Source organism: Hydrogenophaga sp. UC242_53, from assembly GCF_042696965.1.
Taxonomy (GTDB): domain Bacteria; phylum Pseudomonadota; class Gammaproteobacteria; order Burkholderiales; family Burkholderiaceae_C; genus Hydrogenophaga.
On sequence record NZ_CP170552.1, the window covers coordinates 3164517 to 3188637 of the forward strand.

At 70.0% G+C, this 24121-nt stretch carries 25 protein-coding genes and 1 pseudogene; 13 read left to right on the forward strand and 13 right to left on the reverse strand.

The window, feature by feature from the left end; genetic code table 11:
* Positions 1-35: 35 nt before the first annotated feature.
* On the reverse strand, positions 36-2264 hold the full coding sequence (gene cphA / locus ACFJI0_RS15910; RefSeq protein WP_382321030.1) for a cyanophycin synthetase: 2229 nt from the start codon (positions 2262-2264) through the stop codon (positions 36-38).
* Between the two features lie 167 nt (positions 2265-2431).
* Between cphA and ACFJI0_RS15915 the strand changes: the two genes are divergently transcribed.
* Together ACFJI0_RS15915 and ACFJI0_RS15920 are read left to right on the forward strand one after the other, a co-directional pair.
* Complete coding sequence (locus ACFJI0_RS15915) at positions 2432-4714, forward strand: ABC transporter transmembrane domain-containing protein (RefSeq protein ID WP_382321032.1); 2283 nt, start codon at positions 2432-2434, stop codon at positions 4712-4714.
* Positions 4711-5187, forward strand: a complete 477-nt coding sequence (locus tag ACFJI0_RS15920; protein ID WP_382321035.1) for a DUF1854 domain-containing protein — start codon at positions 4711-4713, stop codon at positions 5185-5187. Before ACFJI0_RS15915 ends, ACFJI0_RS15920 begins: the two co-directional genes overlap by 4 nt.
* A gap of 12 nt (positions 5188-5199) precedes the next feature.
* Here ACFJI0_RS15920 and ACFJI0_RS15925 read toward each other — a convergent pair whose 3' ends face one another.
* The gene (locus tag ACFJI0_RS15925) at positions 5200-5583 is read right to left on the reverse strand and encodes a hypothetical protein (protein ID WP_382321037.1); all 384 of its coding nucleotides are present in this window, start codon (positions 5581-5583) and stop codon (positions 5200-5202) included.
* Between the two features lie 69 nt (positions 5584-5652).
* Between ACFJI0_RS15925 and ACFJI0_RS15930 the strand changes: the two genes are divergently transcribed.
* Complete coding sequence (locus ACFJI0_RS15930) at positions 5653-7686, forward strand: response regulator (RefSeq protein WP_382321039.1); 2034 nt, start codon at positions 5653-5655, stop codon at positions 7684-7686.
* Here ACFJI0_RS15930 and ACFJI0_RS15935 read toward each other — a convergent pair.
* A complete protein-coding gene (locus ACFJI0_RS15935) occupies positions 7683-8249 on the reverse strand; it encodes a DUF4148 domain-containing protein (protein WP_382321042.1) in 567 nt (188 codons plus the stop codon). The genes ACFJI0_RS15930 and ACFJI0_RS15935 overlap by 4 nt on opposite strands.
* Positions 8250-8464: 215 nt before the next feature.
* Between ACFJI0_RS15935 and ACFJI0_RS15940 the strand changes: the two genes are divergently transcribed.
* The 5 genes from ACFJI0_RS15940 to ACFJI0_RS15960 all read left to right on the forward strand — a co-directional run bounded on the left by ACFJI0_RS15940 (position 8465) and on the right by ACFJI0_RS15960 (position 12699).
* The gene (locus ACFJI0_RS15940; protein WP_382156172.1) at positions 8465-9397 is read left to right on the forward strand and encodes a LysR family transcriptional regulator; all 933 of its coding nucleotides are present in this window, start codon (positions 8465-8467) and stop codon (positions 9395-9397) included.
* 93 nt (positions 9398-9490) lie between these two features.
* A complete protein-coding gene (locus tag ACFJI0_RS15945; protein ID WP_382321044.1) occupies positions 9491-10345 on the forward strand; it encodes a hypothetical protein in 855 nt (284 codons plus the stop codon).
* A gap of 28 nt (positions 10346-10373) precedes the next feature.
* The gene (locus ACFJI0_RS15950) at positions 10374-10949 is read left to right on the forward strand and encodes an RNA polymerase sigma factor (protein ID WP_382321047.1); all 576 of its coding nucleotides are present in this window, start codon (positions 10374-10376) and stop codon (positions 10947-10949) included.
* A 552-nt stretch (positions 10950-11501) separates the two neighbouring features.
* Positions 11502-11885, forward strand: a complete 384-nt coding sequence (locus ACFJI0_RS15955; RefSeq protein ID WP_382321049.1) for an ankyrin repeat domain-containing protein — start codon at positions 11502-11504, stop codon at positions 11883-11885.
* Positions 11886-11907: 22 nt separating this feature from the next.
* Positions 11908-12699 (forward strand): SDR family NAD(P)-dependent oxidoreductase, encoded by a 792-nt coding sequence (locus ACFJI0_RS15960; RefSeq protein ID WP_382321051.1) that lies wholly within the window; start codon positions 11908-11910, stop codon positions 12697-12699.
* A gap of 13 nt (positions 12700-12712) precedes the next feature.
* Here the strand turns inward: ACFJI0_RS15960 and ACFJI0_RS15965 are convergent.
* A pseudogene (locus ACFJI0_RS15965) lies at positions 12713-13956 on the reverse strand (MFS transporter).
* Entirely contained in the window at positions 13946-14410 is a 465-nt protein-coding gene (locus ACFJI0_RS15970; protein ID WP_382321054.1) for a MarR family winged helix-turn-helix transcriptional regulator, read from the reverse strand. Before ACFJI0_RS15970 ends, ACFJI0_RS15965 begins: the two are co-directional and overlap by 11 nt.
* A gap of 52 nt (positions 14411-14462) precedes the next feature.
* On the opposite strand from ACFJI0_RS15970, the gene ACFJI0_RS15975 reads away from it, so the two are divergent.
* Together ACFJI0_RS15975 and gloA are read left to right on the forward strand one after the other, a co-directional pair.
* The gene (locus tag ACFJI0_RS15975) at positions 14463-15005 is read left to right on the forward strand and encodes a PaaI family thioesterase (protein WP_291121768.1); all 543 of its coding nucleotides are present in this window, start codon (positions 14463-14465) and stop codon (positions 15003-15005) included.
* A 5-nt stretch (positions 15006-15010) separates the two neighbouring features.
* Complete coding sequence (gene gloA / locus ACFJI0_RS15980; RefSeq protein ID WP_382321056.1) at positions 15011-15421, forward strand: lactoylglutathione lyase; 411 nt, start codon at positions 15011-15013, stop codon at positions 15419-15421.
* A 67-nt stretch (positions 15422-15488) separates the two neighbouring features.
* Here gloA and ACFJI0_RS15985 read toward each other — a convergent pair whose 3' ends face one another.
* Positions 15489-16013 (reverse strand): OmpA family protein, encoded by a 525-nt coding sequence (locus ACFJI0_RS15985; RefSeq protein WP_382321058.1) that lies wholly within the window; start codon positions 16011-16013, stop codon positions 15489-15491.
* Positions 16014-16064: 51 nt separating this feature from the next.
* On the opposite strand from ACFJI0_RS15985, the gene ACFJI0_RS15990 reads away from it, so the two are divergent.
* Both ACFJI0_RS15990 and pdxH read left to right on the forward strand, forming a co-directional pair.
* Entirely contained in the window at positions 16065-16685 is a 621-nt protein-coding gene (locus tag ACFJI0_RS15990; RefSeq protein WP_382321060.1) for a gamma-glutamylcyclotransferase, read from the forward strand.
* 44 nt (positions 16686-16729) lie between these two features.
* Positions 16730-17365, forward strand: a complete 636-nt coding sequence (gene pdxH, locus ACFJI0_RS15995; protein ID WP_382156150.1) for a pyridoxamine 5'-phosphate oxidase — start codon at positions 16730-16732, stop codon at positions 17363-17365.
* A gap of 12 nt (positions 17366-17377) precedes the next feature.
* Here pdxH and ACFJI0_RS16000 read toward each other — a convergent pair whose 3' ends face one another.
* The 7 genes from ACFJI0_RS16000 to ACFJI0_RS16030 all read right to left on the reverse strand — a co-directional run bounded on the left by ACFJI0_RS16000 (position 17378) and on the right by ACFJI0_RS16030 (position 22882).
* Positions 17378-17920 (reverse strand): RNA polymerase sigma factor, encoded by a 543-nt coding sequence (locus ACFJI0_RS16000; RefSeq protein WP_382321063.1) that lies wholly within the window; start codon positions 17918-17920, stop codon positions 17378-17380.
* Positions 17921-17922: 2 nt separating this feature from the next.
* Positions 17923-18135, reverse strand: coding sequence for a DUF2892 domain-containing protein (locus tag ACFJI0_RS16005; protein WP_382321065.1), 213 nt, complete (start codon positions 18133-18135; stop codon positions 17923-17925).
* 107 nt (positions 18136-18242) lie between these two features.
* Positions 18243-18743 carry a 2-amino-4-hydroxy-6-hydroxymethyldihydropteridine diphosphokinase gene (gene folK, locus ACFJI0_RS16010; RefSeq protein WP_382325685.1) on the reverse strand — a complete coding sequence of 167 codons (501 nt, stop codon included), beginning with the start codon at positions 18741-18743 and terminating at the stop codon, positions 18243-18245.
* A gap of 20 nt (positions 18744-18763) precedes the next feature.
* Positions 18764-20413 (reverse strand): polynucleotide adenylyltransferase PcnB, encoded by a 1650-nt coding sequence (gene pcnB, locus ACFJI0_RS16015; protein WP_382321067.1) that lies wholly within the window; start codon positions 20411-20413, stop codon positions 18764-18766.
* Positions 20410-21078, reverse strand: a complete 669-nt coding sequence (locus tag ACFJI0_RS16020) for an HAD family hydrolase (protein ID WP_382156140.1) — start codon at positions 21076-21078, stop codon at positions 20410-20412. Before ACFJI0_RS16020 ends, pcnB begins: the two co-directional genes overlap by 4 nt.
* On the reverse strand, positions 21075-21761 hold the full coding sequence (hda, locus tag ACFJI0_RS16025; protein WP_382163911.1) for a DnaA regulatory inactivator Hda: 687 nt from the start codon (positions 21759-21761) through the stop codon (positions 21075-21077). Before hda ends, ACFJI0_RS16020 begins: the two co-directional genes overlap by 4 nt.
* 23 nt (positions 21762-21784) lie before the next feature.
* Entirely contained in the window at positions 21785-22882 is a 1098-nt protein-coding gene (locus tag ACFJI0_RS16030; protein ID WP_382321069.1) for an AI-2E family transporter, read from the reverse strand.
* A gap of 159 nt (positions 22883-23041) precedes the next feature.
* Between ACFJI0_RS16030 and purM the strand changes: the two genes are divergently transcribed.
* Positions 23042-24079 carry a phosphoribosylformylglycinamidine cyclo-ligase gene (gene purM, locus ACFJI0_RS16035; RefSeq protein WP_382321071.1) on the forward strand — a complete coding sequence of 346 codons (1038 nt, stop codon included), beginning with the start codon at positions 23042-23044 and terminating at the stop codon, positions 24077-24079.
* The last annotated feature ends 42 nt before the right edge of the window (positions 24080-24121 follow it).

Sequence of the window (24121 nt, forward strand, 5' to 3'; positions counted from 1 at the left end):
CGGAAGCTGGGAGTGAATGAAGAGAGGACCGGCGCTCAGCGCGCCGCGTCCAGGGTAACCGGTTCTGGCCGTTCGGGGATAGGAGCGACGTCGAGACCCGCCGTCTCGATGCCGGCGGCCATCAGTTCGGGCGAGACCGCGAGCGCCCAGGCGGCGGCGGCCACGGCCATCAAGGTGTGCGCGCCCAGCGACTGCAGCAGCCCCTGCACCACGGGTGCGTCCAGCCGAACGCGGTGGGCCTTGCGCACGCCCTCGGCCAGCACCAGCTGGCCTTCGAACACCGATACGGTGCGAGAGCCCGCCTCGCGGTGTTTCTGCAGCGCGGGCGAGGCGGCGTCCATGCCGTAAAGAATCACATCCCCATCGCACAGCTCGACCATCTCCAGCACCCGGGCGTCGTCGGCGTTGAGCACGGCCACGCCGTCGGGCAGCACCACGTCCACCTGGGTGCGCATCACGCGGTAGAGCTGGTCGGTGCTGCGCACGTCGTGCCGCTCCAGGCCCTGGAAGTCGTCGAGATCGGTCACGACCCCCACGGTGCAGCGGTCGTAGGCCAGACCGTCGTCCAGGATGACGGCGGGGCCGTTCTCCAGCACCACGGCGTCGATCTCGCGGTTCATCAGCAGGCGCTGGCCGGCCTCCCAATGGGCGCTGGGCCGGGCATCGACCTTGCGGTTGCCCAGGAACAGGCCGTCCTGGCAGGCCAGGCCGACCTGGTGGCCGCTCAGGTGCAGCAGCCAGCCCACCAGCCGGGCGATGGCGTTGCCATGGCGCGAGCTGGCCACGCCCACGATGGGCACGCGGCCGTTGCCGCCTTCGTCGAACAGGTGGTCCACGATGGCACGGCCCACCGGGCGCGACAGGCCGGTGGCGGGCTTGAGGTGCATCAGCAGCCCAGGCCCGGCGTTCACCTCCACCACCGCGCCGCCTTGCGCCTGCAGCGGGCGGCCAATGTCCTGGGCGACCAGGTCCACACCGGCCACGTCCAGCCCCACCACGCGGGCGGCCAGTGTCACGGCGTGCGCCACCTCGGGGTGCACTTCGTCGGTGCAGTCGATCGCCACGTTGCCATTGCGCTGGACCATCACGCGCCGGCCCAGGGCGGGCACGGCCTCGCCCGATAGGCCCTGGCGCTCCAGCAGCAGGCGCATGACGGGTTCGCGGTCCAGGCGGATGGTCTCGAGCGGGAACTCCTCGGCCTCGCCCCGGCGCGGGTCGCTGTTGAGCTGGCTGTCGATGAGCTGTTCCACGGTGGAGCGGCCATCGCCCACCACCGACAGGCTTTCACCGCGCGCCGCCGCGACCACGCGGCCGCCCACGACCAGCAGGCGGTGCTCGTCGCCCAGCACGTAGCGCTCGACCATGACCTCACTGCCCTCGGCGTCGGCCACCGAGAAGGCTTTTTCGATGTCTTCGCGCTCCGACAGGTCCAGGCTCACCCCACGGCCATGGTTGGCGTCGGAGGGTTTGACCACCACCGGCAGGCCGATCTCCTGCGCGGCTTCCCAGGCGGCTTGCGGGCTGTCGACCACCTGGCCTTCGGGCACGGGCACGCCGCAGGAGGCCAGCAGGCTCTTGGTCAGGTCCTTGTCGTGCGCGATGTTGCCGGCGATGGCGCTGGTGCGGTCGGTCTCGGCCGTCCAGATGCGGCGCTGGTGCCGGCCCTGGCCGAGCTGGACCAGGTTGCCGTCGTTCAGGCGCAGGTGGGGGATACCCCGGTCCGTAGCCGCGGCGACGATGGACGCGGTGCTCGGGCCGAGGTAGCTGCGGTCGATCTGCTCGACCAGGCGCGCCACGGCGGCCGGCACGTCGAAGCCGGCCGCGCCGTCCTCGCGCTGGCGGATGGCGGCGAGCAGCAGGGCATGCGCTTCGGTGAGCGCGGCCCGGGCCACGGCCTCGTCGCGGGCGCGGAACACCATGCGGTAGACACCGCGCCGGCTGGTCTCGCGCGTCTGGCCGAAACCGGTGGGCATGCCCGCCAGATTCAGCAGCTCGATGACGATGTGTTCCAGGATGTGGCCGGCCCAGGTGCCCTCGCGCAGGCGCTGGATGAAGCCACCGCGCTCACCCACACCGCAGTGGTGTTCTTCGAGGGCGGGCAGCCATTCGACCAGGCGTTCGGTGAGGCCGGGCAGCTTGTTGGAAGGAAAGTCCTCCAGATCGCCCAGATCCAGCCAGACTTCGAGCACCGGTCGGTACGTCCAGATGTTGGGGCCGCGCAGGTAGTTGATGCGCAGCAGCGTGATGTCGTGTTTCGAGCTCATGTCTCCGGCGGGACGCGTGATTCGGGCGACCGGGTGTAGTACCGATCAGGGGTTCAGAAGAACTTCAATGCCATCAACGATCGCGGGCTCGACATCGGTGAAAATGCAAGGCTCCCCCGTGGGAGCATGCCATTTCTCGCGGTCGACGCCACGCTGTCATCTTCACCATGCTTTCACACTTTCCAGCTGAATCCTCAGCCCCAGGAGCCGACCCTGCACAGGACGCCTTGCGGCCCGCATCAACCCAGCTGGGGGGCGATGATAGCGCTGTCGTTGCCTTGGCGCTGGACTTGGACAGCGATTTACATTTCCGTACGCGCACCCTGTTGTTAACCCGTCAAAAGTTCACACTCGAAGGCCAGGAGTGGATACTGAGCCCGGGTATGGAGCTGCGGCTGAGCGACCACGCCGGTGTCGGCACCCTGGAGCTGCTGGACGCCCAGGGGCGCATCGCGGTGTGGCGCTTCACCATGGGCGTGCAGGCCCGGGCCGCGCGCATGGTCGACCAGTTCCATCGCCTGATGGCCCAGCTGGATCAGGCGTCCGAGCAGGTGATCGAGGAACCCGCCCGCACCTGCCCCCAGTGCCAGGCCACCCTGCCGGCCGACAGCGATGAATGCCCGGAATGCGCCCAGGAAGTGCCGCAGGCCCCGCCGTCCACCTGGGTGCTGCTGCGCCTGTGGCGCTTCGCCCGGCCCTACCGGTGGACGCTGCTCACCGGTTTCCTGCTCACGCTGGCCTCCACCGCCGCCACGCTGGTGCCGCCCTACCTGACCATCCCGCTGATGGACCGGGTGCTGATCCCGTTCCAGAACGGCCAGGAAATCGACACCGGCCTGGTGCTGGCCCTGCTCAGCGGCCTGCTGGGCTCGGCCCTGCTGGCCTGGGGCCTGGGCTGGGCGCGCACCTGGTTGCTGGCCCTGGTGTCCGAGCGCATCAGCTCGGACCTGCGCACCACCACCTTCGACCACCTGCTCGAGCTTTCGCTGGACTACTTCAGCAGCAAACGCACCGGCGACCTCATGGCGCGCATCGGCAGCGAAACCGACCGCATCAGCGTCTTCCTGTCCCTGCACGCGCTGGACTTCCTCACCGACGTGCTGATGATCACCATGACCGCGGTGATCCTGTTCTCGATCAACCCCTGGCTGGCGCTGGCCACGCTGGTGCCCCTGCCCTTCATCGGCTGGATGATCCACCTCGTGCGCGACCGCCTGCGCACCGGCTTCGAGAAGATCGACCGCGTCTGGGGCGAGGTGACCAACGTGCTGGCCGACACCATCCCCGGTATCCGCGTGGTCAAGGCCTTCGCCCAGGAAGCCCGCGAGGCGCGGCGCTTCAAACAGGCCAACGAGCACAACCTGGCCGTCAACGACCGCATCAACAAGACCTGGTCGCTGTTCACCCCCACCGTCACCCTGCTCACCGAGATCGGTCTGCTGGTGGTGTGGGCCTTCGGCATCTGGCTGGTCAGCCAGAGCGAGATCACGGTGGGCGTGCTCACCGCCTTCATCGCCTACATCGGGCGCTTCTATGGCCGGCTCGACTCGATGAGCCGCATCGTCTCGGTGACGCAGAAGGCCGCCTCGGGCGCCAAGCGCATCTTCGACATCCTGGACCACGTCTCCAACGTTCCCGAGCCGGCTCAGCCGGTGCCGCTGACCCAGGTGCAGGGCGGCCTGCAGATGGAAGGCGTGAGCTTCCGCTACGGCAGCCGCACCGTGATCCGCAACCTGAGCCTGGACATCCGCCCCGGCGAGATGATCGGCCTGGTCGGCCACAGCGGCTCGGGCAAGAGCACCCTGGTCAACCTGCTGTGCCGCTTCTACGACGTGAGTGAAGGCGCCATCCGCATCGATGGCACCGACATCCGCCGCGTCGGCGTGGCCGACTTCCGCCGCCACATCGGCCTGGTGCTGCAGGAGCCCTTCCTGTTCTTCGGCACCATCGCCGAGAACATCGCCTACGGCAAACCCGGCGCCACGCGCGCCGAGATCGTGGCCGCCGCGCGCGCCGCGCACGCGCACGAGTTCATCCTGCGGCTGCCGCAGGGCTACGACTCGCTGGTCGGCGAGCGCGGCCAGGGCCTCTCGGGTGGCGAGCGCCAGCGCATCAGCATCGCGCGCGCGCTGCTGATCGACCCGCGCATCCTGATCCTGGACGAGGCCACCTCCTCCGTGGACACCGAGACCGAGAAGGAAATCCAGAAGGCGCTGGACAACCTGGTGCAGGGCCGCACCACCATCGCCATCGCGCACCGGCTCTCCACCCTGCGCAAGGCCGACCGCCTGGTGGTGATGGACCGCGGCCAGGTGGTGGAGATCGGCCCGCACGACGAACTGATGGCGCAGCGCGGCGCCTACTGGCGCCTGTACGAAGCGCAGGCGCGCAAGGAGCAGGAGGCCGCCGCCCTGCTCGACGCCGACACGCCCGAGGACAACGACGCATGAACACCCCGAACCCCGCCTGGCAACTGCAGCGCAACCCCTTCGGCCGCCTCGTGCTCACGGACGCCGCCGGTGAGACCCACGTGGGCGTGGTGCCCGTGCGGGCCTTCCCCATCGGCGCGCCCGACGAAGGCCTGTCGCTGGTGGGCAGCGACGGCCACGAACTGGTCTGGGTGGACCGCCTCTCCGCCTTGCCAGCCGACTTGCGGCAGTTGCTGCAGGAAGAACTGGTGCAACGCGAGTTCACGCCGGTGATCCAGCGCATCGAATCGGTGTCCACCTTTTCCACGCCCAGCACCTGGCAGGTGAGCACCGACCGCGGCCCCACCAGCTTCGTGCTGCGCAGCGAGGACGACATCCGCCGCCTCGAAGGCCAGGCCCTGCTGATCCTGAGCGGCCAGGGTGTGTGCTTCGGCGTGCGCGACCGCTTCGCGCTGGACGCGCACTCGCGCCGGCTGCTCGACCGGTTCCTCTGACGGCGCGCCCGCTCAGCCCCTGACGAACAGGGTCACCAGCGGTTCGTCGCCCACCTGCCGGCTGCGGTGGCCGTGCACCGTGGGGTCGAAGCTGGCCCCGGGGGGCAGCGTGTCGGCCGAGTAGAAATGCTGGCCCGGCCCGAAGGCGCGCCAGCTGCCGTCCTGCAGGCCGATCTCCATGCAGCCCTGCAGCACGAACAGCCATTGCGCATCGCCGGTGCAATGGAACTCGCTGCGAAAGCCCACCGGGCTCTGGCGCAACTGGCAGGCCGTCGCCGGCAGCAGGGCCGAGAGCCGGGCCGCGGGCGAGCCCTCGGACAAGGGGATCTCGGCCTCGCGAAAACGCGCGCGGCCATCGGTGTCGGTGAACAGAATCACCTGCGGGAATGTGCTCAAGGAAATCTCCGGAGTCGGGCTTTGCTTTGTACCAGAGGCGTTCGCGCTTTTCGCTCACACTACGCAACCATGAAAGTTCTACTCGCCGAAGACGACCTCATGCTGGGCCGGAGCATGGAGCGCGGGCTGCGCCTGGCCGGCTTTTCCCTGGACTGGACGCAGGACGGCCCGCAGACGCAGGCCGCGCTGCGCGAACAGACCTACGCCGTGCTGCTGCTCGACATCGGCTTGCCCGGGCTGGATGGCCTGCAGCTGCTGCAGTGGCTGCGCTCGGAAGACCGCCCGGTACCCGTGCTGGTGGTCTCGGCGCGCGACGCCGTGAGCGACCGCGTGGCCGGCCTCAACCTGGGGGCCGACGACTACCTCACCAAACCCTTCGACCTCGACGAGCTGGTGGCGCGCGTGCACGCGCTCGCGCGCCGGGGCAGCGGGCGCGCCCAGCCCGAGCTGCAGTTCGGCCGCCTCACCATGCGGCCGCTGCGCCGCGAGGCCCTGCTCGACAACCAGCCCGTCACCCTGGCCGCGCGCGAATACGACCTGCTGCTCGCCCTGATGGAAAACCCGGGCACCGTGCTCTCGCGCGAACAGCTGGAAAGCCGCCTCTACGGCTGGCAGGAAGAGGTGGCGAGCAACGCAGTGGAGGTGCACGTGCACCACCTGCGGCGCAAACTGGGGGGCGGCCTGGATCAAGAACGTGCGGGGCGTGGGCTACAAGCTGGTCGCCGCGGCATGAACTCGATCCGCCAGCGCCTGCTGTTCTGGCAGATCACGGCGCTGGTCGTCACCAGCGTGCTGGTCAGCGCCTTCACCTACCACCTGGCCTGGCAGGCCTTCAACCGGGTGCGCGATTTCGGCATGGAGCAGATCGCGCATTCGGTGGTGCGGCACGGCGTGCGCCCCCACAGCTGGGCCCTGGACCCACCCGAGCACGCGGCACCGCGGCCCACGGCCCGCCCGGCCCCGCAGGACAACCCGCCACCCTGGGTCACGGACGACCTGGGCCGCTTCATCAGCCAGATCTGGTCCACCGACGCGGAGCTGTTGTACGCCTCGGTCGAGGGCATCGGCCCGCCCTTGCAGGAGCCCGGTTTTCACAACGTCGAGTGGTCGGGCGAAGCCTGGCGGGTCTACACGCTGGTGGACGACGAGGAAATCGTGCAGATCGCCAAGACCGCCAGCGACCGCGCCAGCAGCTTCGCCCAGATGGCGCCCTGGCTGCTGGTGCCGGTGGCGGTGCTCGTGCTGCTGCTCGGCCTGCTGATCCGCGTGGCCGTCAACCGCGCGCTGGCGCCGCTGGAGGCGCTGGGCCAGGACATCCGGCGGCGCGACGAAAAAGACCTGCAAGCGATCGCCACGGACGGTTTGCCCGAGGAGGTCGCGCCGCTGGGCCAGGCGCTCAACCAATTGCTGGAGCGCGTGTCGCGCCTGCTCACGCGCCAGCGCCAGATGCTGGCCGACGCCGCCCATGAATTGAACACCCCCCTGGCGGCCGTCAAGCTGCAGGCCCAGCTCACGCGCCGCGCGCCGCCGGGCGAGCGCGAGGCCGCGCTGGATGAACTCGACCAGGGCATCGCCCGCAGCACCCACCTGGTGGCGCAACTGCTGCAGATGGCGCGGCTGGAAGCGGATGGGCGCGAGCGCCAGCCCGTGCCGCTGCGGCTGGATCAACTGGCGGCGGACGTGGTGGCCGCGTTTTCGGCCCGCGCCGAAGCCCGTGGCATCGATCTCGGGCTGGACAGGCGCGAGGCCGCCACCGTGCTGGCCGATCCACAGGACCTGCGGGTGCTGCTCGACAACTTGGTGGACAACGCCTTGCGCCACACGCCCCCGGGCAGCCGGGTGGACCTGCACGTCGAGCAAGCCGAAGGCCGTGCCCAGCTGAGCGTCAACGACAACGGCCCCGGCATTGCCGAGGCCGATCGCCAGCGGGTGCTGGAGCGCTTCGTGCGCCTGAACCCGCAGAACGAGGCCACCGGCAGCGGCCTGGGTCTGGCGATCGTGGCGCAGATCGCCCAACAAAACGGGGGGCTGCTGACCTTGGCCAGCAGCCCCCCGGGGGGTTTGAGCGTGCGCGTCGCTTTCAGCGCACTGCCGACCACTTAGCCGCCGTTGGCGCGGCGCGATTCGACCAGCTCGGCGCGCACTTCAGCGCGCGTCTTGCCTTCAGCCAGCACCGGCTGGGCGTACTTGCCGGGGAACAGTTCGTTGGCCTTGGCGCCGGTCTGGCCATCGGCCACGTAGTCGCCCGTGCGCAGGGCTTCGGCCAGCTCGGCCTTCACTTCGGCGCGGGTCTTGCCCACGGCGGCGGTGGCGGCCACGGCCTTGTCGGCGCGGGCTTGGGCGTACTGGGCTGGGAACAGCTCGTTGGCCTTGGCGCCGGTCTGGCCGTCGGCCACGATGTCACCGGTGCGGATGGCTTCGGCCAGCTCGGCCTTCACCTCAGCGCGGCTCTTGCTCACGGCCACGGGTTGGGCGTAGAGGTGGGGGGCGAGGTCCTTGTAACGGGCACCGGTTTGGCCGTCGGCGATCAGGTCACCGTTGCGTTGGGCCTGGATCAGTTCGGCGCGGACTTGTTCGCGGGTCTTGCCCACGGAGGCATCGGCGGCGAAGGCGTGGCCGGCAACGAGGGTGGAGAGGGCGATGGCAACAACAGACAGCTTTTTCATGACAGTTTCCTTGGAGAGGGTTGAACATGCCGGTCGGTCCGTTGTGCGGTCTGGCCGGCTTCGATGCCTCTGCGGAGGGGTTTGCGTGCATCGATGGGATGAACTGTAAAGTTTCTGAATCAGAAGAAAAACAGCATTGAAACGACTATTGTGTTTCTAATTCAGCAATAATCACGGTTTTGACACCCGGGAAAACCCTTTAAAGGAGCTTTGTTATGGACCGCCTGGCCTCGATGCGTGCCTTCCAGAAAGTGATCGATGAAGGGGGTTTTGCGGCGGCGGCGCGCGCCATGGACATGTCGCCCGCCGTGGTCACGCGGCTGGTGGCCGACCTGGAAGACCACCTGGGCACCCGCCTGCTGCACCGCACGACGCGCCGCGTCTCCCTCACCGACGCGGGCGAGAACTACCTCGACCGGGTGCGCGTGATCCTGCAAGAGCTCGACGAGGCGCACGCGCTGGTGAGCTCGCAGACCAGCGAACTCGCGGGCGTGCTGCGCCTGCTGGCACCACCCGTGCTCGCCACGCACGTGCTCGCCCCCCTGGTCAGCGGCTTTCGGCAGGCCTACCCCAAGATCCTGCTCGACATCGACGTGGATTCCCCCCGCGAGCCCCCGATCCAGGACTACGACATCACGCTCATGGGCGCTCAGGCCTCGTTCGATGCCAACGTGATCGCGCGCAAGGTGCTCTCCAGCGTCACCGTGCTGCTGGCCTCGCCCAAGTACCTGCAGCGCAAGGGCACGCCCGTGCGGCCCGAAGACCTGGAGCGGCACGACTGCCTGCGCTTCAAGCCCGCGACCGGCCGCACCCGGGGCTGGCGCCTGCTGCACGAGACGGACGAAGCCCGCTTCGTCGACATCGAGGTGCAGCCCGTGCTGTGGGCCAACCACACCGACACCCTGATGCACGCCGCGCTCGACGGCGCGGGCATCACCGCCACCACCATCGAACTGGCCGCGCCGATGATCGAGAGCGGCGACCTGGTGCGCGTGCTCAACCCCTGGATCACCGACCGGCTGACGATGTACGCGGCCCTGCCCAGCCGCAAGTTCATGCCGCGCCGCACCGAGGTGTTTCTGGACTACCTCATCGAGCAGACCCGCGCCCGCGTGAGCAGCGCACTGGCGACCTGCAACAGCTGCTGACGCACTCCGTTACACAAAACCCGGCACCGCCTCAACCCCGTCGAGGCGGTTCGTTCGTTTCAACCGGCTCCATCCACTGTTCGCGGAGCCCGCATGAAACCCCTCCCCTCTTTCCGCCTCGCCCTGTCCCTGGCCGCCGCGCTCGCGGCCCTGACCTCCTCGCCGGCCCAGGCCGTGGGCCGGCTCACCGACATCCAGGTGGTCGACCGCGACAGCGGCGAAACGCTCACGGTCTACCGCCACCTGGGCGAGCACTGGGTCGCCGGGCGGCCCGGCGCGCGCTACGCCGTGTCGGTGCGCAACGCCACGCCGGGCCGCGTGCTCGGCGTGGTCTCGGTCGACGGTGTGAACGTGATCTCGGGCGAGACCGCCGCCTGGCAGCAGACCGGCTACGTGCTCTCCCCCTGGCAACAGCACGCCATCACCGGCTGGCGCAAGAGCGATGCCGAGGTCGCGGCCTTCCACTTCACGGCATCGAGCGCCTCGTACGCCGAACGCACCGGCCGCCCGGCCCACGTGGGCGTGATCGGTGTGGCCGTGTTCCGCGAAAAACCCCTGCCACCACCGCCGCCGGCGGTGGTGCCCTGGCCCTCGCTGCGCGAGCAGAGCGGCGCGCAGAACCGCTCTTCGGCCGCCGACGCCGCCGCCGAAACGCAGGCCGAGAGCGAAGCACCACGCGAACGCGCCGAGTCGCTGGCCGCGCGCCGCATGGCCCCCGCCGCGCCGGCGCCGCGCCTGGGCACGGGGCACGGCGCGCGCGAGGATGCGCCCATCACCCACACCACCTTCGAGCGGCGCAGCGACCGGCCCGATGAAGTCATCCGCATCCGCTACGACAGCCGCGAGAACCTGATCGCCATGGGCATCATCCCCACGCAGGCCGTGCCGCCCAGGCCCAATCCCTTCCCCGGCGCCGTGCCCCCCGGTTACGCGCCCGACCCGAGTTGATGGTCCCCCGGCTCCCATAATCGCGGGCATGTCCGAAGAGGCCGTGCCCGCCGATGAAACCCTGATGCAGGCCTTTGCCGCGGGCGATGCGCGCGCCTTCGAAACCCTGTACGACCGCCACGCCCTGCCGGTGTGGCGCTTCGTGCAGCGCAGCGTGCACGACCGCGCGCTGGCCGATGACCTGGTGCAGGACGTGTGGTTCTCGCTGATCCGCCAGGCCCCGCGCTACGAACCCCGCGCGCGGTTTCGCACCTGGCTGTTCACCCTGGCCCACCACCGCCTGGTCGATCACTGGCGCACCCACAAGGCCCACGCCAGCCTCGATGCGGAAACCGACGACGGCGCCGCCCTCGCCGACACGCTGGCGGCCGATTCGGGCTTCGGCCCGGTGCGGCAGCTGCAGTCGCGCGAGCAGGCCCAGGCCTTGCTGGACGCGCTCGCCGCCCTGCCCCTGCCGCAGCGCGAAACCTTCCTGCTGCAGGCCGAAGGGGGCCTGAGCCTGGCCGAGATCGCGCAGGCCACGGGCGTGAACGCCGAAACCGCCAAGAGCCGGCTGCGCTACGCGCGCGAGCGCCTGCGCCAAGCCCTGGAGGCCTTTGCATGAAGCCGCAAGACGAACTGCTGCAGCGCTACCGGGAGGCCAACGCACACGACCCCGCGCGCCCCGACCCGGCCCTGCGCGAGAAGGTGCTGGCCGAGGCGCGCACCGCCGCGGCCCAAGCCCGCGAAACCCCTGGGAACACAAAGCCGCCGGCCGCCAACGATTCGGCCTGGCGCTGGCGCGCCTTCGGTGGCCTGGCGGTGCTGGGCCTGGCGCACGCTGGTGGTGCTGCAGTTCGATCGCGGCACACCCGAGGAACGGGAGATCGCCCTCGGCGAGGCCCAGGCGCCCTCCCGCGCAGCCGCACCGGCAGAGGCCCCGGCCGCCGCGCAGGAAGCCGCACCCGCAGCCGCGGTGCCGCCCGAACCCCGGCCCACCCCGCCGGCCGCACCGCGCCCCTTGCCCGAGCATCCGAAGCCGCGCGGTCCAGCACCCGCAGCCACCTTGCCGCCCCCCGCGCCGCCAGCTCCAGCGCCGGCAGAAGCACCTCCTGTCGCCCCCGGTGCGGCCAACAGGGCAGCGGAGGCCGAAGCCCCTGCCGCCGCATCGACCGACATGGCGACCACGCCCCGTGCCCGTGGTCTGGCACAAGAGCAGGCCCCCGCCGCCCTGTCGGCGCGGCGTGGCGCACCCGCACCCCAGGCCATCGCACCGCTCTCGCCCGCCGCGGCCCTGCTGGCCGCCGCCGCGCGTGGCGCGGTCGCCGATGTGCGCGACGCGCTGGCCCAGGGGGCGGACGTGAACGCCGCCGACGCGCGGGGCCGCACCGCGCTCATGCTGGCCGCGCAGCGCGGCGATGCCCCGCTGGTGCGCCTGCTGCTCGGCGCAGGCGCCGACCCCGAGCGCACCGACCGCGATGGCCTGCGCGCCATCGATCTCGCGCAACAGGCGGGACACGCCGAACAGCTGCCGTCGCTGCAGGAGCGCGGACCGCGCTGAGTCCCGTCGCTACCATGGCGGCATGAACACCCCAGCCTCTTCCTCCTCCGTGCATTTCGGCCACCAGGGCCGCGTCGTCCTCGTCACCGGCGGGGCCCAGGGCATCGGCGAAGCCTGTGCGCGCCGCTTCGCGCGCGAAGGCGCCAAGCTGGTGATCGCCGACGTGGCCGACGCGCGCGGCCGCGCCCTCGCGCGCGAACTCGGCGGCACCTACATGCATTGCGACGTGGGCGACAAGGCCGACGTGGACGCCATCGTCGCACTGGCGCTGGACAGCCACGGCCGCATCGACGTGCTGGTCAACAACGCCGGCATCTTCAAGGCGGCCCACTTTCTGGACGTGAGCGAAGAAGACTTCGACGAGGTGCTGCGCGTCAACCTCAAGGGCGCCTTCCTCATGGGCCAGGCGGTGGCGCGCACGATGGCGCAGCAGGCCGATGGCGGCAGCATCGTGAACATGAGCTCGGTCAATGGCGTGCTCGCCATCCCCAACATCGCCAGCTACAACGTGAGCAAGGGCGGCATCAACCAGCTCACCCGCGTGATGGCGCTGGCGCTTGCCGACCACGGCATCCGCGTCAACGCGGTGGCGCCCGGCACAATCGCCACCGAGCTCGCGGCCCAGGCCGTGCTCACCAGCGAAGAGGCGCGCCACAAGATCCTGAGCCGCACGCCGCTCAAGCGGCTCGGCGAACCCGACGAGATCGCCGACGTGGTGGCCTGGCTGGCCAGCGACGCGGCGAGCTACGTCACCGGCGAGATCGTCACCGTCGACGGCGGGCGCATGGCGCTGAACTACACCGTGCCGGTCTGAGCGCTGCCCTGCTTCACGCGGGCCGGGGCCGCGCCACCACGGCTTCGCGGATCGGCAGGTGGATCAGCGCCGCGCCCACGGCCAGCACGATGTCGATGTACCAGACCCAGTCGTAGCTGCCCGTGGCCTCGAACACCTGGCCACCCAGCCAGGCACCGAGAAAGCCCCCACCTGGTGCGCCAGCATCACGATGCCGAACAGCATGGCGATGTTGCCGGTGCCGAAGAACTTGGCCACCAGGCCCACGGTGGGCGGCACCGTGGAGAGGAAGGTCAGGCCCATCACGGCGGCGAAGGTCAGCATCACGGCCTCGGTCTTGGGCGCCAGCAGGAACACCAGCACCGCCACCGCGCGCGAGGCGTACACCAGCGAGAGCAGCGACTTCATGCGCCAGCGGCCCACGGCCCAGCCCATGGCCAGGCTGCCGATGATGTTGAACAGACCGATCACGCCCAGCGCCCAGGCACCCACCGGCGCCGGCAGGCCGCACGCGGCCACCACGCCGGGCAGGTGCGTGGCGAGGAAGGCCACGTGAAAGCCGCACACGAAGAAGCCGGCCGAGAGCAGCAGGTAGCTCGGCGTGTTCAGCGCCTGGCGGATCGCCTGGCCGGTGGGCAAGGCCACCGGCGCGGGCGCCGCCCCGGCCTTCGCCGCCGGGCCCGGACCGCGCAACACCCAGGCCGCGGGCAGCGCCAGCAGCACGATCAGGCCCAGCGCCTGCAGCGCACCGACCCAGCCCAGGCCCAGCGTGAGCGCGGCGGCCAGGGGCGCCATGAGGAACTGGCCGAACGAGCCGCCCGCGTTCACGATGCCGGTGCGCATGCCCCGGCGTTCGGCCGGAATCAGGCGCGCGGTCGCCGCCATCAGCACCGAAGGCCCGGCCATGCCGGCGCCGCCGGCGGCGAGCACGCCGATGGCCAGGATCAGGCCCCAGGTGCTGGTCATCAGCGGCGTGAGGTAGGTGCCCAGCGCCACCAGCAGCACACCCGCGAGCAGCACGCGCCCGGCGCCGATGCGGTCGGCCACGGCGCCCGCGAAAGGCTGCGTGAGCCCCCACCAGAGCTGGCCGAAGGCGAACGCCAGGCTGATGCTGCCCACCCCCAGACCGGTGGCGGTGTTCAGCGGCGAGAGGAAAAAGCCCATGGTCTGGCGCGTGCCCATGGTCAGCGCGAAAGCCCCGGCCGCGGCCAGCAGCACCAGCCACCACACATAGGGCGCGCGCGCGGGCGCGGCGGCGGTCAAGGTTTCAGTCTTCATGGGTGTCTTCCTCGTGAAACGCGGCCAGCCCCTGGTCCAGCAGCCCGTGCAGTGCCGCCACGGTGGCCAGGCCCAGCTTGTCGTTGAGTGAGAGTTGCGCGGCCTTCCAGCGCCGCTGCGCCTGGCGCCGCAGCTCCAGCCCGGCGTCGGTGATGTGCACGAGCCGGCTGCGCGCATCGACCCCTTCGCCCATCGCCAGCCAGCCCGCCGCGATCATGGGTTGCAGGTTGCGCGTGAGGGTGGAGGCGCCCATGTCCATGCGCCGGGCCAGCTCGCCGGGCGCCAGCGGACCGAGGCGGTCCACGTGCGTCAGCAGCGAGTACTGCGTGATCTTCAGCCCCGAGCCGGCCAGGTGCTGGTCGTAGTGCTGGGTCACGCGGCGCGTGAGCTGGCGCAGCTTGAAGTTGGTGCAACCCACCGGGGTCGGCGATGTCACCTGGGTGTCGGCATTCATGAGACGATTGTATCTACAATACTTGTACCTGCAAACAAAAAGGAATTCAACCATGACCGTCGAAGAAACCCAGGCCCAGTGGATCCAGCAATACGAGGCCGTCGTGGCCCGCATGAACGCCGGCGCGGGCGTGGGCCTGGCGAACCCCGCCGATCTCGCGGGCCTGACCGGCATGCAGCAGATGCAGGCCATGCTCGACGGCAAGCTGCCCTACCCGCACATCGCCGACACGCTGGACTTCTCGCTGGTGGAAATCGGTGAAGGCCGGGCCGTGTTCCAGGGCCAGCCCCAGCTCAAGCACTACAACCCGCTGGGCACGGTGCACGGCGGCTGGTACGCCACGCTGCTGGACTCCGCCGTGGGCTGCGCGGTGCACACCGTCATGCCGGTGGGCCGGGCCTACACGACGGCGGAACTCAGCGTGAACATCGTGCGCGCGGCCTCCTACAAGAGCGGCCCGCTGCGCGCCATCGGCACGGTGGTCCATGCCGGGCGGCAGCTGGCGACCGCCGAGGGCCGCATCGTGGGACCCGACGGCAAGCTGTACGCGCATGCCACAACGACCTGCCTGGTCTTTGAAGTGCCGTCAAAATAAGGCCCATGCGACTTCTACACACCATGCTGCGCGTGGGCAACCTCCAGCGCTCGATTCACTTCTACACCCAGGTGCTGGGCATGCAATTGCTGCGCACCTCCGAGAACCCCGAGTACAAGTACTCGCTGGCCTTCGTGGGCTACGAAGGCAACCCGGCCCAGGCCGAGATCGAACTCACCTACAACTGGGGCACCGAGAGCTACGAACTCGACACGGCCTACGGCCACATCGCCCTGGGCGTGCCCGACGCCTACGCGGCCTGCGAGAAGATCAAGGCGGCCGGCGGCAACGTGACGCGCGAGGCCGGCCCGGTCAAGGGCGGCACCACGGTGATCGCTTTCGTGACCGACCCCGACGGCTACAAGATCGAGCTGATCCAGCGCGCGGAGAAGGAAGCGGGCCAGGGCCTGCGTTGAACGCCTGCCGGGCGTGGACGAAAAAAAGCCCGGCATGCCGGGCTTTTTTGTGGGCGCTCAGGCCAGCTCAACGCACGATCAGCACTTCCACACGGCGCGCTTCGGCGTTGTTGCCGGTGCCGGCGGTCTGCTCGGGCTTCTTCAGCTCCACCGCGCCTTCGGCCACGCCCGCGCCCACCAGGGCACTGCGCACGGCGATGGCGCGCTGCTTGGCCAGCTCGGCGTTGAAAGCCGGGTCGCCGGTCAGGTCGTGAAAGCCCGACAGCACCAGCTTCTTGCCGGCCTTGGCCGCGGCGATCGCTTCGCCCAGCGCATCGAGCGCGCCGGCGGCCAGGTCGGCCTTGCCAGACGCGAAGTAGAACTTGACCACGCCGTTTTCCACCACCACGCTGGCGTCGTCGCCCACCGGAGTGACCGTGGTCACAGCCACAACGGCCGCGACCGGAACCACTGCCGCCGGGCCGGCACTGGGCGCGGACTGGCGCGACTTGTAAATGCCCATGCCCAAGGCAAGGCCTACCGCCAACAGGATCGCGCTGATCAGCACCACCGCCACAACGCGGTACTCGGGTTCGTCATCCTGAGAGGACATGGGGAAACACTCCGTGAAGAATAATGGGAAAGAACTCGACAAAGATTGTAAATGGCCGACCGTGACACCCCGAGGACGCGCGCGCTCCACGACCCTGCCCTGAGAAACGGCGCGCAGATGATGGCCCATACGCTGGCGCAATGGCGCGCGCAGGGGCCGCGTCCAGACCTCTGGGTGTTCGCCTACGCCTCGCTGGTCTGGCGCCCCGAGTTCGAGGCCGCCGAGCAGCGCCCGGCGCGCGTGCGCGGCTACCACCGCTGCCTGCAGATGTGGAGCCGCGTCAACCGGGGCACGTATGAATGCCCGGGCCTGGTGTTCGCGCTGATGCCCGGCGGCAGCTGCGCCGGCCTGGCGCTGCGCGTGCCGCACGAGCAGGTGGAAGCCCTCATGCCGGTGCTGTGGGCGCGCGAGATGCCCAACCCGGTCTACGACCCGAGGTGGCTACATTGCGACACGCCCCAGGGCCCGGTGCGCGCGCTGGCCTTCACGCTCTCGCGCCAGAGCCCCAGCTACACCGGCACGCTGAGCGACGAGCGCTACCGCGAGATCTTTGCCCGCTCCTGCGGGCGCTATGGCACCACGCTGGACTACGCGCGCCAGACCTTCGAGGGCCTGCTGCACCACGGCATCCACGACCGGGCACTGCAGAAGCTGCTGGCGCTCGCCGATTGACCCGACACAAGGCCCCGCCGGGGCCTCGCTCCTATACTGCCCGCATGAACATCGCCGACCTGCGCAAGAGCTACGAAAAGGCCGAACTCAGCGAGTCCGCCTCGCACGCCGACCCGCTGCAACAGTTCGACCAGTGGCTCAACGAAGCCATCCGTGGTGAGGTACCTGAACCCAACGCCATGACGCTGGCCACCGTGGGCTCGGACCTGCGCCCGAGCACGCGCATCGTGCTCATCAAGGGCTGCGACGAACGCGGCATCGTCTGGTACACCAACTACCAGAGCCGCAAGGGCCGCGAGCTCGCGGGCAACCCGTTCGCCGCGCTGCAGTTCCACTGGGTCGAGCTCGAGCGCGTGGTGCGCATCGAGGGCACGGTGGAAAAGGTGAGCGACGAAGAGAGCGACGCGTACTTCCACAGCCGCCCGCTGGACAGCCGCATCGGCGCCTGGGCCAGCCCGCAGAGCGAGGTGATCGAGAGCCGCACGGTGCTCGTGACCAACGCCGCGAAGTACGGCGCGCAGTTCCTGCTGAAACCGCCGCGCCCGCCGCACTGGGGCGGCTACCGACTCAAGCCCGACACCTGGCAGTTCTGGCAGGGCCGCAAGAGCCGCCTGCACGACCGGCTGCGCTACACCGCGCAGGCCGACGGCGGCTGGCTGCGCGAGCGGCTCGCCCCCTGAGGCCCGGCACGCTCAGCTTTTGGCGGGCGCGTCAGCGCCGAGCAGGTACTCGCGCACCAGTTCGCGGGCGCGGTGCAGGCGGCTCTTGACCGCGCCGGGCGGCTCGCTCAACCGTTGAGCCATCTCCGCGATGGTCAGTTCCTCGAAATCGCGCAGCAGCACCACCTCGAGGTAGTGGGCTGGCAGCGACTCCAGGGCATGGGCCAGGTCGATCCGCAGCGCACCATCCGGTCGGTCCAGCATCTGCGCTTCGGCGATGTCGTCGGTCAAGGGTTCATACCGGAACAGGCTGCGCGACAGTTTGCGGCACTCGCGCTGGATCACCGTGAACAGCCACGACGAGAACGCCGCGGCCGCCCGGAGACTTTGGACCTTTCGCGAGACCACCAGCAAGGATTCCTGGACCGCATCATCGACGTCGCTGGCGTGGCAGTGCTTGTGGGCATAGCGGCGCGCATCCGTCTGGCACAGGGCCAGCAGGCGGGCGATGGCGGCCGGGTCGCCGGTCTGTGCCACCAGGATGAGGTGGTCGCGGTCCGCCACGCTGTCCGCCATGCTCAGGCCCTCTTGTCGAGCTGGCGGCCCAACATCGCGCACATCGGGCAGAAGCCGACCAGGCCGCTCAGGGCCAGCACGGCGCCCATGACGCCGGCCCCCACGGCGACGTTCGAGACGCCCCAGTTGACCACCGCGAAAGCGATGGCCATGGCGCCCATGACCACCCGCACCACGCGCTCCCAGTTCGGGACATTCTTGACATAGATCACCATGCACTCCTTGTTGGCCGAGGAAGACCCTCAAACCCTAAGAGGCGGCAACGGAGGCAAACGGTTCGCGCCGGTGGCAAAAAAAAACGCGCCATCGGGCCCCGGCTCCTTCAAGGCCGGACGCCCACCTCGATCGGCCCCGCGCGCTCGATGCGCTGGCCCGCCACCGCCCGCAGCGCGGCGGCGCTCACGAGTTGCGGCGCGATCTCCGCCAGAGGCACCTGCACGAAGGCGCGCTCGCCCATGCGGGGATGCGGCACGGTGAGCCGCGTTGAGTGAATGCGGGCCTCGCCGTACAGCAGCAGATCCAGGTCCAGCGTGCGCGGCGCGTTGCGGTAGGGCCGCTCGCGGCCTGCCGCCTGCTCGATGGCCTGCAGCGCGTCGAGCAAGGCGGGCGCGGTGAGCGTGGTGGCGACCTCGGCCACGGCGTTGAGGTAGTCCGGCCCGCTGGAATCCACCGGTGCCGTGCGGTACAGGCTGGAGGCGCGCTGCACCCGCACACCAGGAACGGCATCCAGGGCCGCAAGCGCCTCGCGCAAGGCCTTCCCGGCGTCCCCGAGGTTGGCGCCCAGGGCCACATGGGCCGTGACCTCGGCGCGCGGCGCGGCCATCACGGTGGTGTCAGCAGACCTCAGCCGCCGGCCTCGTCCGAGCCACCACCGCCACCTTCGACCGGTCCCGCGCCGTTGGGCTTGCGGCGGCGACGGCGGCGCTTCTTGGCCGGTGCCGAACCCTCGTCCAGCGGGGTGTCGTCCGACGGCGCATCCCCACCCTCGTCGCCTTCGACGGGGCGGAAACGCGGATCGACTTCGTTCGGTTCGGCAGCGGCCGCCGCCGGGTGGTCCGCGTCCGTGCGCTTGACGCGCCGGGCCTTGCTGGCGCCCGGCTTGGCCAGGTTCTCGCGGCGCTGCGCGTCCACCATGTCCTCGCGCATGGCGTCGCTCGCCGTGCTGAAGGTTTCCCACCAGTGCGCGAGTTCTTCCTCGACCTCACCGACCTGCCCGCGCAGGCGCAGGAAGTCGAAGCCAGCACGGAAACGCGGCTGCTCGACCAGGCTGAACGGGGAGGTGCCCACGCGCTTGTCGAAGCGCGGCTGCATCATCCAGATCTCGCGCATGTCCGCGCCGAGCTTGCCGCGGCCCGACACGTCGCCGATGCGGGCCTCGAAGGCGTCGTCCACCGCCGCCTGCAGGGCCGCGAAGGGCGCGGGCGGGCGCTGGTTCGGGCGCGGCGTGAGGTGCTGGTTCCAGGCCTTGCGCACGTCGGCCCAGAGCACGCAGGCCAACAGGAAGCTCGGCGCCACCGGCTTGCCTTCGCTCACGCGGCGGTCAGTGTCCTGCAGGGCCAGCTTCACGAAGTCGTCGTCGGCGCGCTGCACGACGATGTCGAGCAAGGGGTAGATGCCCGTGCCCAGGCCCACGGCCTTGAGCTGCTCGATGCTGGCCAGCGCGTGGCCGGTCTGCAGCAGCTTGAGCATTTCGTCGAACAGGCGGCTCTGAGGCACATCGGCCAGCAGCGTGTGCGACGAGGCCAGCGGCGCCAGCGTCTTGGCGTCGAAGGTGAAACCCAGGCCGCTGAGCTTGGCGGCGAAACGCACGGCGCGGATGATGCGCACCGGGTCTTCGCGGTAGCGCGTGGCGGCGTCGCCGATCATGCGCAGCGTGCGCTTCTTGGCGTCGCGGATGCCGTGGTGGAAGTCGACCACGGTCTGCGTCTCCGGGTCGTAGTACATCGCGTTGATGCTGAAGTCGCGCCGGGCCGCGTCCTGCTCGATCGGGCCCCAGACGTTGTCGCGCAGCACGCGCCCGCTGGCGTCCACCGCGTGCTTCATGCCCGCGAGTTCGCCCTTGCTGGTGCGTTCGTTGCCCGCCACCTGCTCGGCCGCGGCGTTGTCCATGTAGGCGCGGAAGGTCGAGACCTCGATGACCTCGTGCTCGCGCCCCCGGCCGTAGATCACGTGCACGATGCGGAAGCGCCGGCCGATGATGAAGGCGCGGCGGAACAGGCCCTTGACCTGCTCGGGCGTGGCGCTGGTGGCGACGTCGAAGTCCTTGGGCCGCAGGCCCAGCAGCAGGTCGCGCACCGCGCCGCCCACCAGGTAGGCCTCGAAACCGGCCTGCTTGAGGGTGTGCACCACGTCCAGCGCGCGCTGGTCCACCAGCGAACGGTCGATGCCGTGCACGCTGGCCGGCACGTCTTCGCGCTTGCCGAAGGGGTTGGCACGGCGGCCGGCAGGGGCGCTGGACTTGCCCAGCAGCCGATCGATGAATTTCTTGATCATTCGAATAGGTTCAGTGTGCGCCAGCCCCGCTCGAGGGCAATGGCGCGGAGCCGGGCATCCGGGTTGGTGGCCACGGGCTCGTTGACTTTTTCCAGCAGCGGCAGGTCGTTGATGGAGTCGCTGTAGAAAGTGCTGTGCTGCACGCGCGACCAGTCCAGTCCCCGTGCGGCCAGCCATTGTTCCACACGGGCGATCTTGCCCTCGCGGAACGACGGCGTGCCCCGGATGGCCCCGGTGGGTTCGCCGCGCGCGTCGCGCTCGAGTTCGATCGCGATCAGTTCGTCCACCCCGAAGGCCCGGGCGATCGGGCGGGTGACGAATTCGTTGGTGGCGGTGACGATGACCACCGTGTCGCCGGCGGCCTGGTGGCGCCGCAGCAGCGCGCGCGCGGGCTCGTGCATGGCGGGCTCGATCACCTCGCGCATGAAGCGCTCGTGCGCCTTCTGCGACACCGCCATGCCGTGCTCGCGCACCGCCTCGATGGCGAAGCGCACGTAGTGGTGGATGTCGAGCGTGCCGGCCTTGTAGTCGGCGTAGAAGCCGGCGTTGGCCTGGGAGAAACCTTGGGCATCGCGCCAGCCAAGCGAGACGGTGAACTCGCCCCAGGCGTAATCGGAATCGAGCGGGATCAGGGTGTGATCCAGGTCGAAGAGAGCCAATCTCATTCGTTTTCCAGCATGGATTTGATCAGGGGAATGGTGATGGCGCGCTGCGTGCGCAGCGCATAGGCGTCGAGCTGGTCGAGCAGCATCATCAGGCTGGAGAGATCGCGCGAGAAGCGGCGCAGCATGAAGTCCATCACCTCGTCGCTCAGGAACACGCCGCGGTCGTCCGCCGCGCGGCGCAGCACGGCGCGGCGTTCGGTTTCGCTCAGCGCCTGCAGCTGGAACACGTGGCCCCAGCCCAGGCGGGTGCGCAGGTCCTCGCGCAGGCGCAGGTCGGCCGGCGGGCAGGTCGCCGCCGCCAGCACCCAGCGCGAGGCGCCGTGCGCCGGGCTCTGCGCGTTGACGAACCAGTTGAAGGCCGCGGCCTGCTGGGCCGCGGTGTAGAGGTGGCAATCGTCGAGCAGCACCGCGTCCCACTGGTCGTCGAACTCGGTCGGGTCCAGCACGGTGGCGTCCAGCCAGCCCACGCGGCCGCCTTGCTCGCGCAGCGCCTCGCGCACCGCGCGCAGCAGGTGCGTCTTGCCGCTGCCGCTCTCGCCCCACAGGAAGGTGGGCACCGGCGAGCGCAGGGGGTTGTTGGTCCACAGGCGCAGGTGCTCGATGGCGGCCTCGTTGCCGGCCCCCACGAAGTTGGTCAGGGTGGGCAGCGGCGCGAAGCCGATGTCCAGCGCCATCTGGCGCATGGGGGGTGTGGGTCCGGCGGTGCTCATGCCTCGGGGCTTTCCGGCACCGCCGCGCGCGGGCCTTCCAGGTACAGCGCGCTGGCCATGTAGCTGCGGCGCAGGCGGCGGATCGCCACCAGCAGCACCGCGCTGGCGGGCAGCGCGATGAGCACGCCCACGAAGCCGAACAGGTGGCGAAAGGCCAGCAGCGCGAAGATGACGGCGATCGGGTGCAGGCCGATGCGCTCGCCCAACAGGCGCGGCGTGAGGTAGAGGCTTTCCACCACCTGGCCTACGCCGTACACGGCGGCCACCAGGGCCACGCCCAGCACGGTCTGGAATTCGAGCAGCGCGGCCAGCAGGGCCAGCACCAGGCCCAGGCCGAAGCCCAGGTAGGGCACGAACACGGCCAGGCCGGTGAACACGCCGATGGGCAGCGCCAGGTCGAGGCCCACGAGCGCCAGTGCCACGGTGTAGAACACCGCCAGCACGCCCATCACCAGCAGTTGCCCGCGCAGGTACTGGCCCAGCACCGCATCGGTCTCGTCCAGGAAGCTCTGCACGCTGGCGCGCCAGCGCGGCGGGATCAGCGACTTGGTGCGCTCGACCAGGTTGTCCCAGTCCAGCAGCAGGTAGTAGGCCACGATGGGCATGAGAAACAGGTTGCCGAACACAGCGGCCAGCGCGCTGCCGCCGATGCGCAGGGACGCCAGCAGGCTCTCCAGGATCTCGCCTTCGTGACCGGACACCAGCTTGGTCAGCCAGCCGCGCACCAGGCTCACGTCCACCGACAGGCTCACGCCAAAGCGCCCGGCCAGCGGCGTGAGCCAGGCGTTGAGCCGGTTGAGCAGCTCGGGCACCTGCTCGCGCAGCAGCGGCACCTGCTTGGTGATGACGGGCACGATCAGCAGCAGCACCGCCAGCAGCACCAGCATCAGCAGGGTGATCGCCAGCCCCGCGCCCAGCCAGCGCGGCACGCCCTTGCCGTGCAGGCGCTCCACCAGCGGGTGCAGCGCATAGGCCAGCACCGCGGCCAGCAGAAAGGGCATCAGCACGGGGGCCAGCAGCGAAAGCAGCAGCCAGATGACGACCGCGATCGAGGCCCACAGCAGGGCTCGGATCTGGTTGGAGGTCAGGGGCATGGGGCGGGGGTTGGGCGGGGTGGGCAAGGGATGCGGGAGAGCAAACCCTTAAAATCAGGGGCAAATTCTATCGGGCCACCCCCCAGGGTACCCGAAAGTCCCCTCCCACCCGCGTCCAGCCCATCGACCCGCCCCGCCCTGCGCCGGGGCCGACCGCCCATGACCACCCCCTCCACCCCTCTTTCGTACAAAGACGCCGGCGTTGACATCGACGCGGGCGACGCCCTGGTCGAGCGCATCAAGCCGCTGGCCAAGAAGACCATGCGCGAAGGCGTGCTGGCCGGCATCGGCGGTTTCGGCGCCCTGTTCGAGGTGCCCAAGCGTTACAAGGAACCGGTGCTGGTCTCCGGCACCGACGGCGTGGGCACCAAGCTCAAGCTGGCGTTCGAATGGAACATGCACGACACCGTGGGCATCGACCTGGTCGGCATGAGCGTGAACGACGTGCTGGTGCAAGGCGCCGAACCCCTGTTTTTCCTGGACTACTTCGCCTGCGGCAAGCTCGACGTGGACACGGCCGCGGCCGTGGTCGGTGGCATCGCCAAGGGCTGCGAGCTCAGCGGCTGCGCGCTGATCGGCGGTGAAACCGCCGAAATGCCCGGCATGTACCCGGCCGGCGAGTACGACCTGGCCGGTTTCTGCGTGGGCGCGGTCGAAAAATCCAAGATCCTCACCGGCCAGAGCGTGCAAGCCGGCGACGTGGTGCTCGGCCTGGCCTCGCACGGCGTGCATTCCAACGGCTTCTCGCTGGTGCGCAAGTGCCTGGAGCGCGCGGGCGCGAACCTGCCCGCCACGCTGGACGGCCAGCCGTTCCGCGAAGCGATCATGAAGCCGACCCGGCTCTACGTGAAGAACGTGCTGGCCGCGCTGGCCGCGCACCCCATCAAGGCGCTGGCCCACATCACCGGCGGCGGCCTGCTGGAGAACATCCCCCGCGTGTTGCCCGAAGGCACGGCCGCCCACCTGGTAAAGGGCAGCTGGCCGCAGACCGAGCTGTTCGCCTGGCTGCAGAAGACCGCCGGCATCGACGACATCGAGATGAACCGCACCTTCAACAACGGCATCGGCATGGTGGTGGTGATCGCCGCCGACCAGGCCGCCGCCTGCGCCGCCACGCTGCGCGGCCTCGGTGAAACCGTGCACGAGATCGGCAAGATCGCGGCACGCGGCGAAGGCGCCGCCGTGGTCGTGGCCTGAGTCCCGCCTTCCAGAGACACCGAGGGTCCGGCTTCGCCGGCC

What these genes read in the sequence shown, in the direction of transcription:
- cphA (WP_382321030.1), bottom strand. Translation starts at nt 2,264, where the DNA reads ATGAGCTCGAAACACGACATCACGCTGCTGCGCATCAACTACCTGCGC.
- ACFJI0_RS15915 (WP_382321032.1), top strand. Translation starts at nt 2,432, where the DNA reads ATGCTTTCACACTTTCCAGCTGAATCCTCAGCCCCAGGAGCCGACCCT.
- ACFJI0_RS15920 (WP_382321035.1), top strand. Translation starts at nt 4,711, where the DNA reads ATGAACACCCCGAACCCCGCCTGGCAACTGCAGCGCAACCCCTTCGGC.
- ACFJI0_RS15930 (WP_382321039.1), top strand. Translation starts at nt 5,653, where the DNA reads ATGAAAGTTCTACTCGCCGAAGACGACCTCATGCTGGGCCGGAGCATG.
- ACFJI0_RS15935 (WP_382321042.1), bottom strand. Translation starts at nt 8,249, where the DNA reads ATGAAAAAGCTGTCTGTTGTTGCCATCGCCCTCTCCACCCTCGTTGCC.
- ACFJI0_RS15940 (WP_382156172.1), top strand. Translation starts at nt 8,465, where the DNA reads ATGGACCGCCTGGCCTCGATGCGTGCCTTCCAGAAAGTGATCGATGAA.
- ACFJI0_RS15945 (WP_382321044.1), top strand. Translation starts at nt 9,491, where the DNA reads ATGAAACCCCTCCCCTCTTTCCGCCTCGCCCTGTCCCTGGCCGCCGCG.
- ACFJI0_RS15950 (WP_382321047.1), top strand. Translation starts at nt 10,374, where the DNA reads ATGTCCGAAGAGGCCGTGCCCGCCGATGAAACCCTGATGCAGGCCTTT.
- ACFJI0_RS15955 (WP_382321049.1), top strand. Translation starts at nt 11,502, where the DNA reads ATGGCGACCACGCCCCGTGCCCGTGGTCTGGCACAAGAGCAGGCCCCC.
- ACFJI0_RS15960 (WP_382321051.1), top strand. Translation starts at nt 11,908, where the DNA reads ATGAACACCCCAGCCTCTTCCTCCTCCGTGCATTTCGGCCACCAGGGC.
- ACFJI0_RS15970 (WP_382321054.1), bottom strand. Translation starts at nt 14,410, where the DNA reads ATGAATGCCGACACCCAGGTGACATCGCCGACCCCGGTGGGTTGCACC.
- ACFJI0_RS15975 (WP_291121768.1), top strand. Translation starts at nt 14,463, where the DNA reads ATGACCGTCGAAGAAACCCAGGCCCAGTGGATCCAGCAATACGAGGCC.
- gloA (WP_382321056.1), top strand. Translation starts at nt 15,011, where the DNA reads ATGCGACTTCTACACACCATGCTGCGCGTGGGCAACCTCCAGCGCTCG.
- ACFJI0_RS15985 (WP_382321058.1), bottom strand. Translation starts at nt 16,013, where the DNA reads ATGTCCTCTCAGGATGACGAACCCGAGTACCGCGTTGTGGCGGTGGTG.
- ACFJI0_RS15990 (WP_382321060.1), top strand. Translation starts at nt 16,065, where the DNA reads ATGGCCGACCGTGACACCCCGAGGACGCGCGCGCTCCACGACCCTGCC.
- pdxH (WP_382156150.1), top strand. Translation starts at nt 16,730, where the DNA reads ATGAACATCGCCGACCTGCGCAAGAGCTACGAAAAGGCCGAACTCAGC.
- ACFJI0_RS16000 (WP_382321063.1), bottom strand. Translation starts at nt 17,920, where the DNA reads ATGGCGGACAGCGTGGCGGACCGCGACCACCTCATCCTGGTGGCACAG.
- ACFJI0_RS16005 (WP_382321065.1), bottom strand. Translation starts at nt 18,135, where the DNA reads ATGGTGATCTATGTCAAGAATGTCCCGAACTGGGAGCGCGTGGTGCGG.
- folK (WP_382325685.1), bottom strand. Translation starts at nt 18,743, where the DNA reads ATGGCCGCGCCGCGCGCCGAGGTCACGGCCCATGTGGCCCTGGGCGCC.
- pcnB (WP_382321067.1), bottom strand. Translation starts at nt 20,413, where the DNA reads ATGATCAAGAAATTCATCGATCGGCTGCTGGGCAAGTCCAGCGCCCCT.
- ACFJI0_RS16020 (WP_382156140.1), bottom strand. Translation starts at nt 21,078, where the DNA reads ATGAGATTGGCTCTCTTCGACCTGGATCACACCCTGATCCCGCTCGAT.
- hda (WP_382163911.1), bottom strand. Translation starts at nt 21,761, where the DNA reads ATGCGCCAGATGGCGCTGGACATCGGCTTCGCGCCGCTGCCCACCCTG.
- ACFJI0_RS16030 (WP_382321069.1), bottom strand. Translation starts at nt 22,882, where the DNA reads ATGCCCCTGACCTCCAACCAGATCCGAGCCCTGCTGTGGGCCTCGATC.
- purM (WP_382321071.1), top strand. Translation starts at nt 23,042, where the DNA reads ATGACCACCCCCTCCACCCCTCTTTCGTACAAAGACGCCGGCGTTGAC.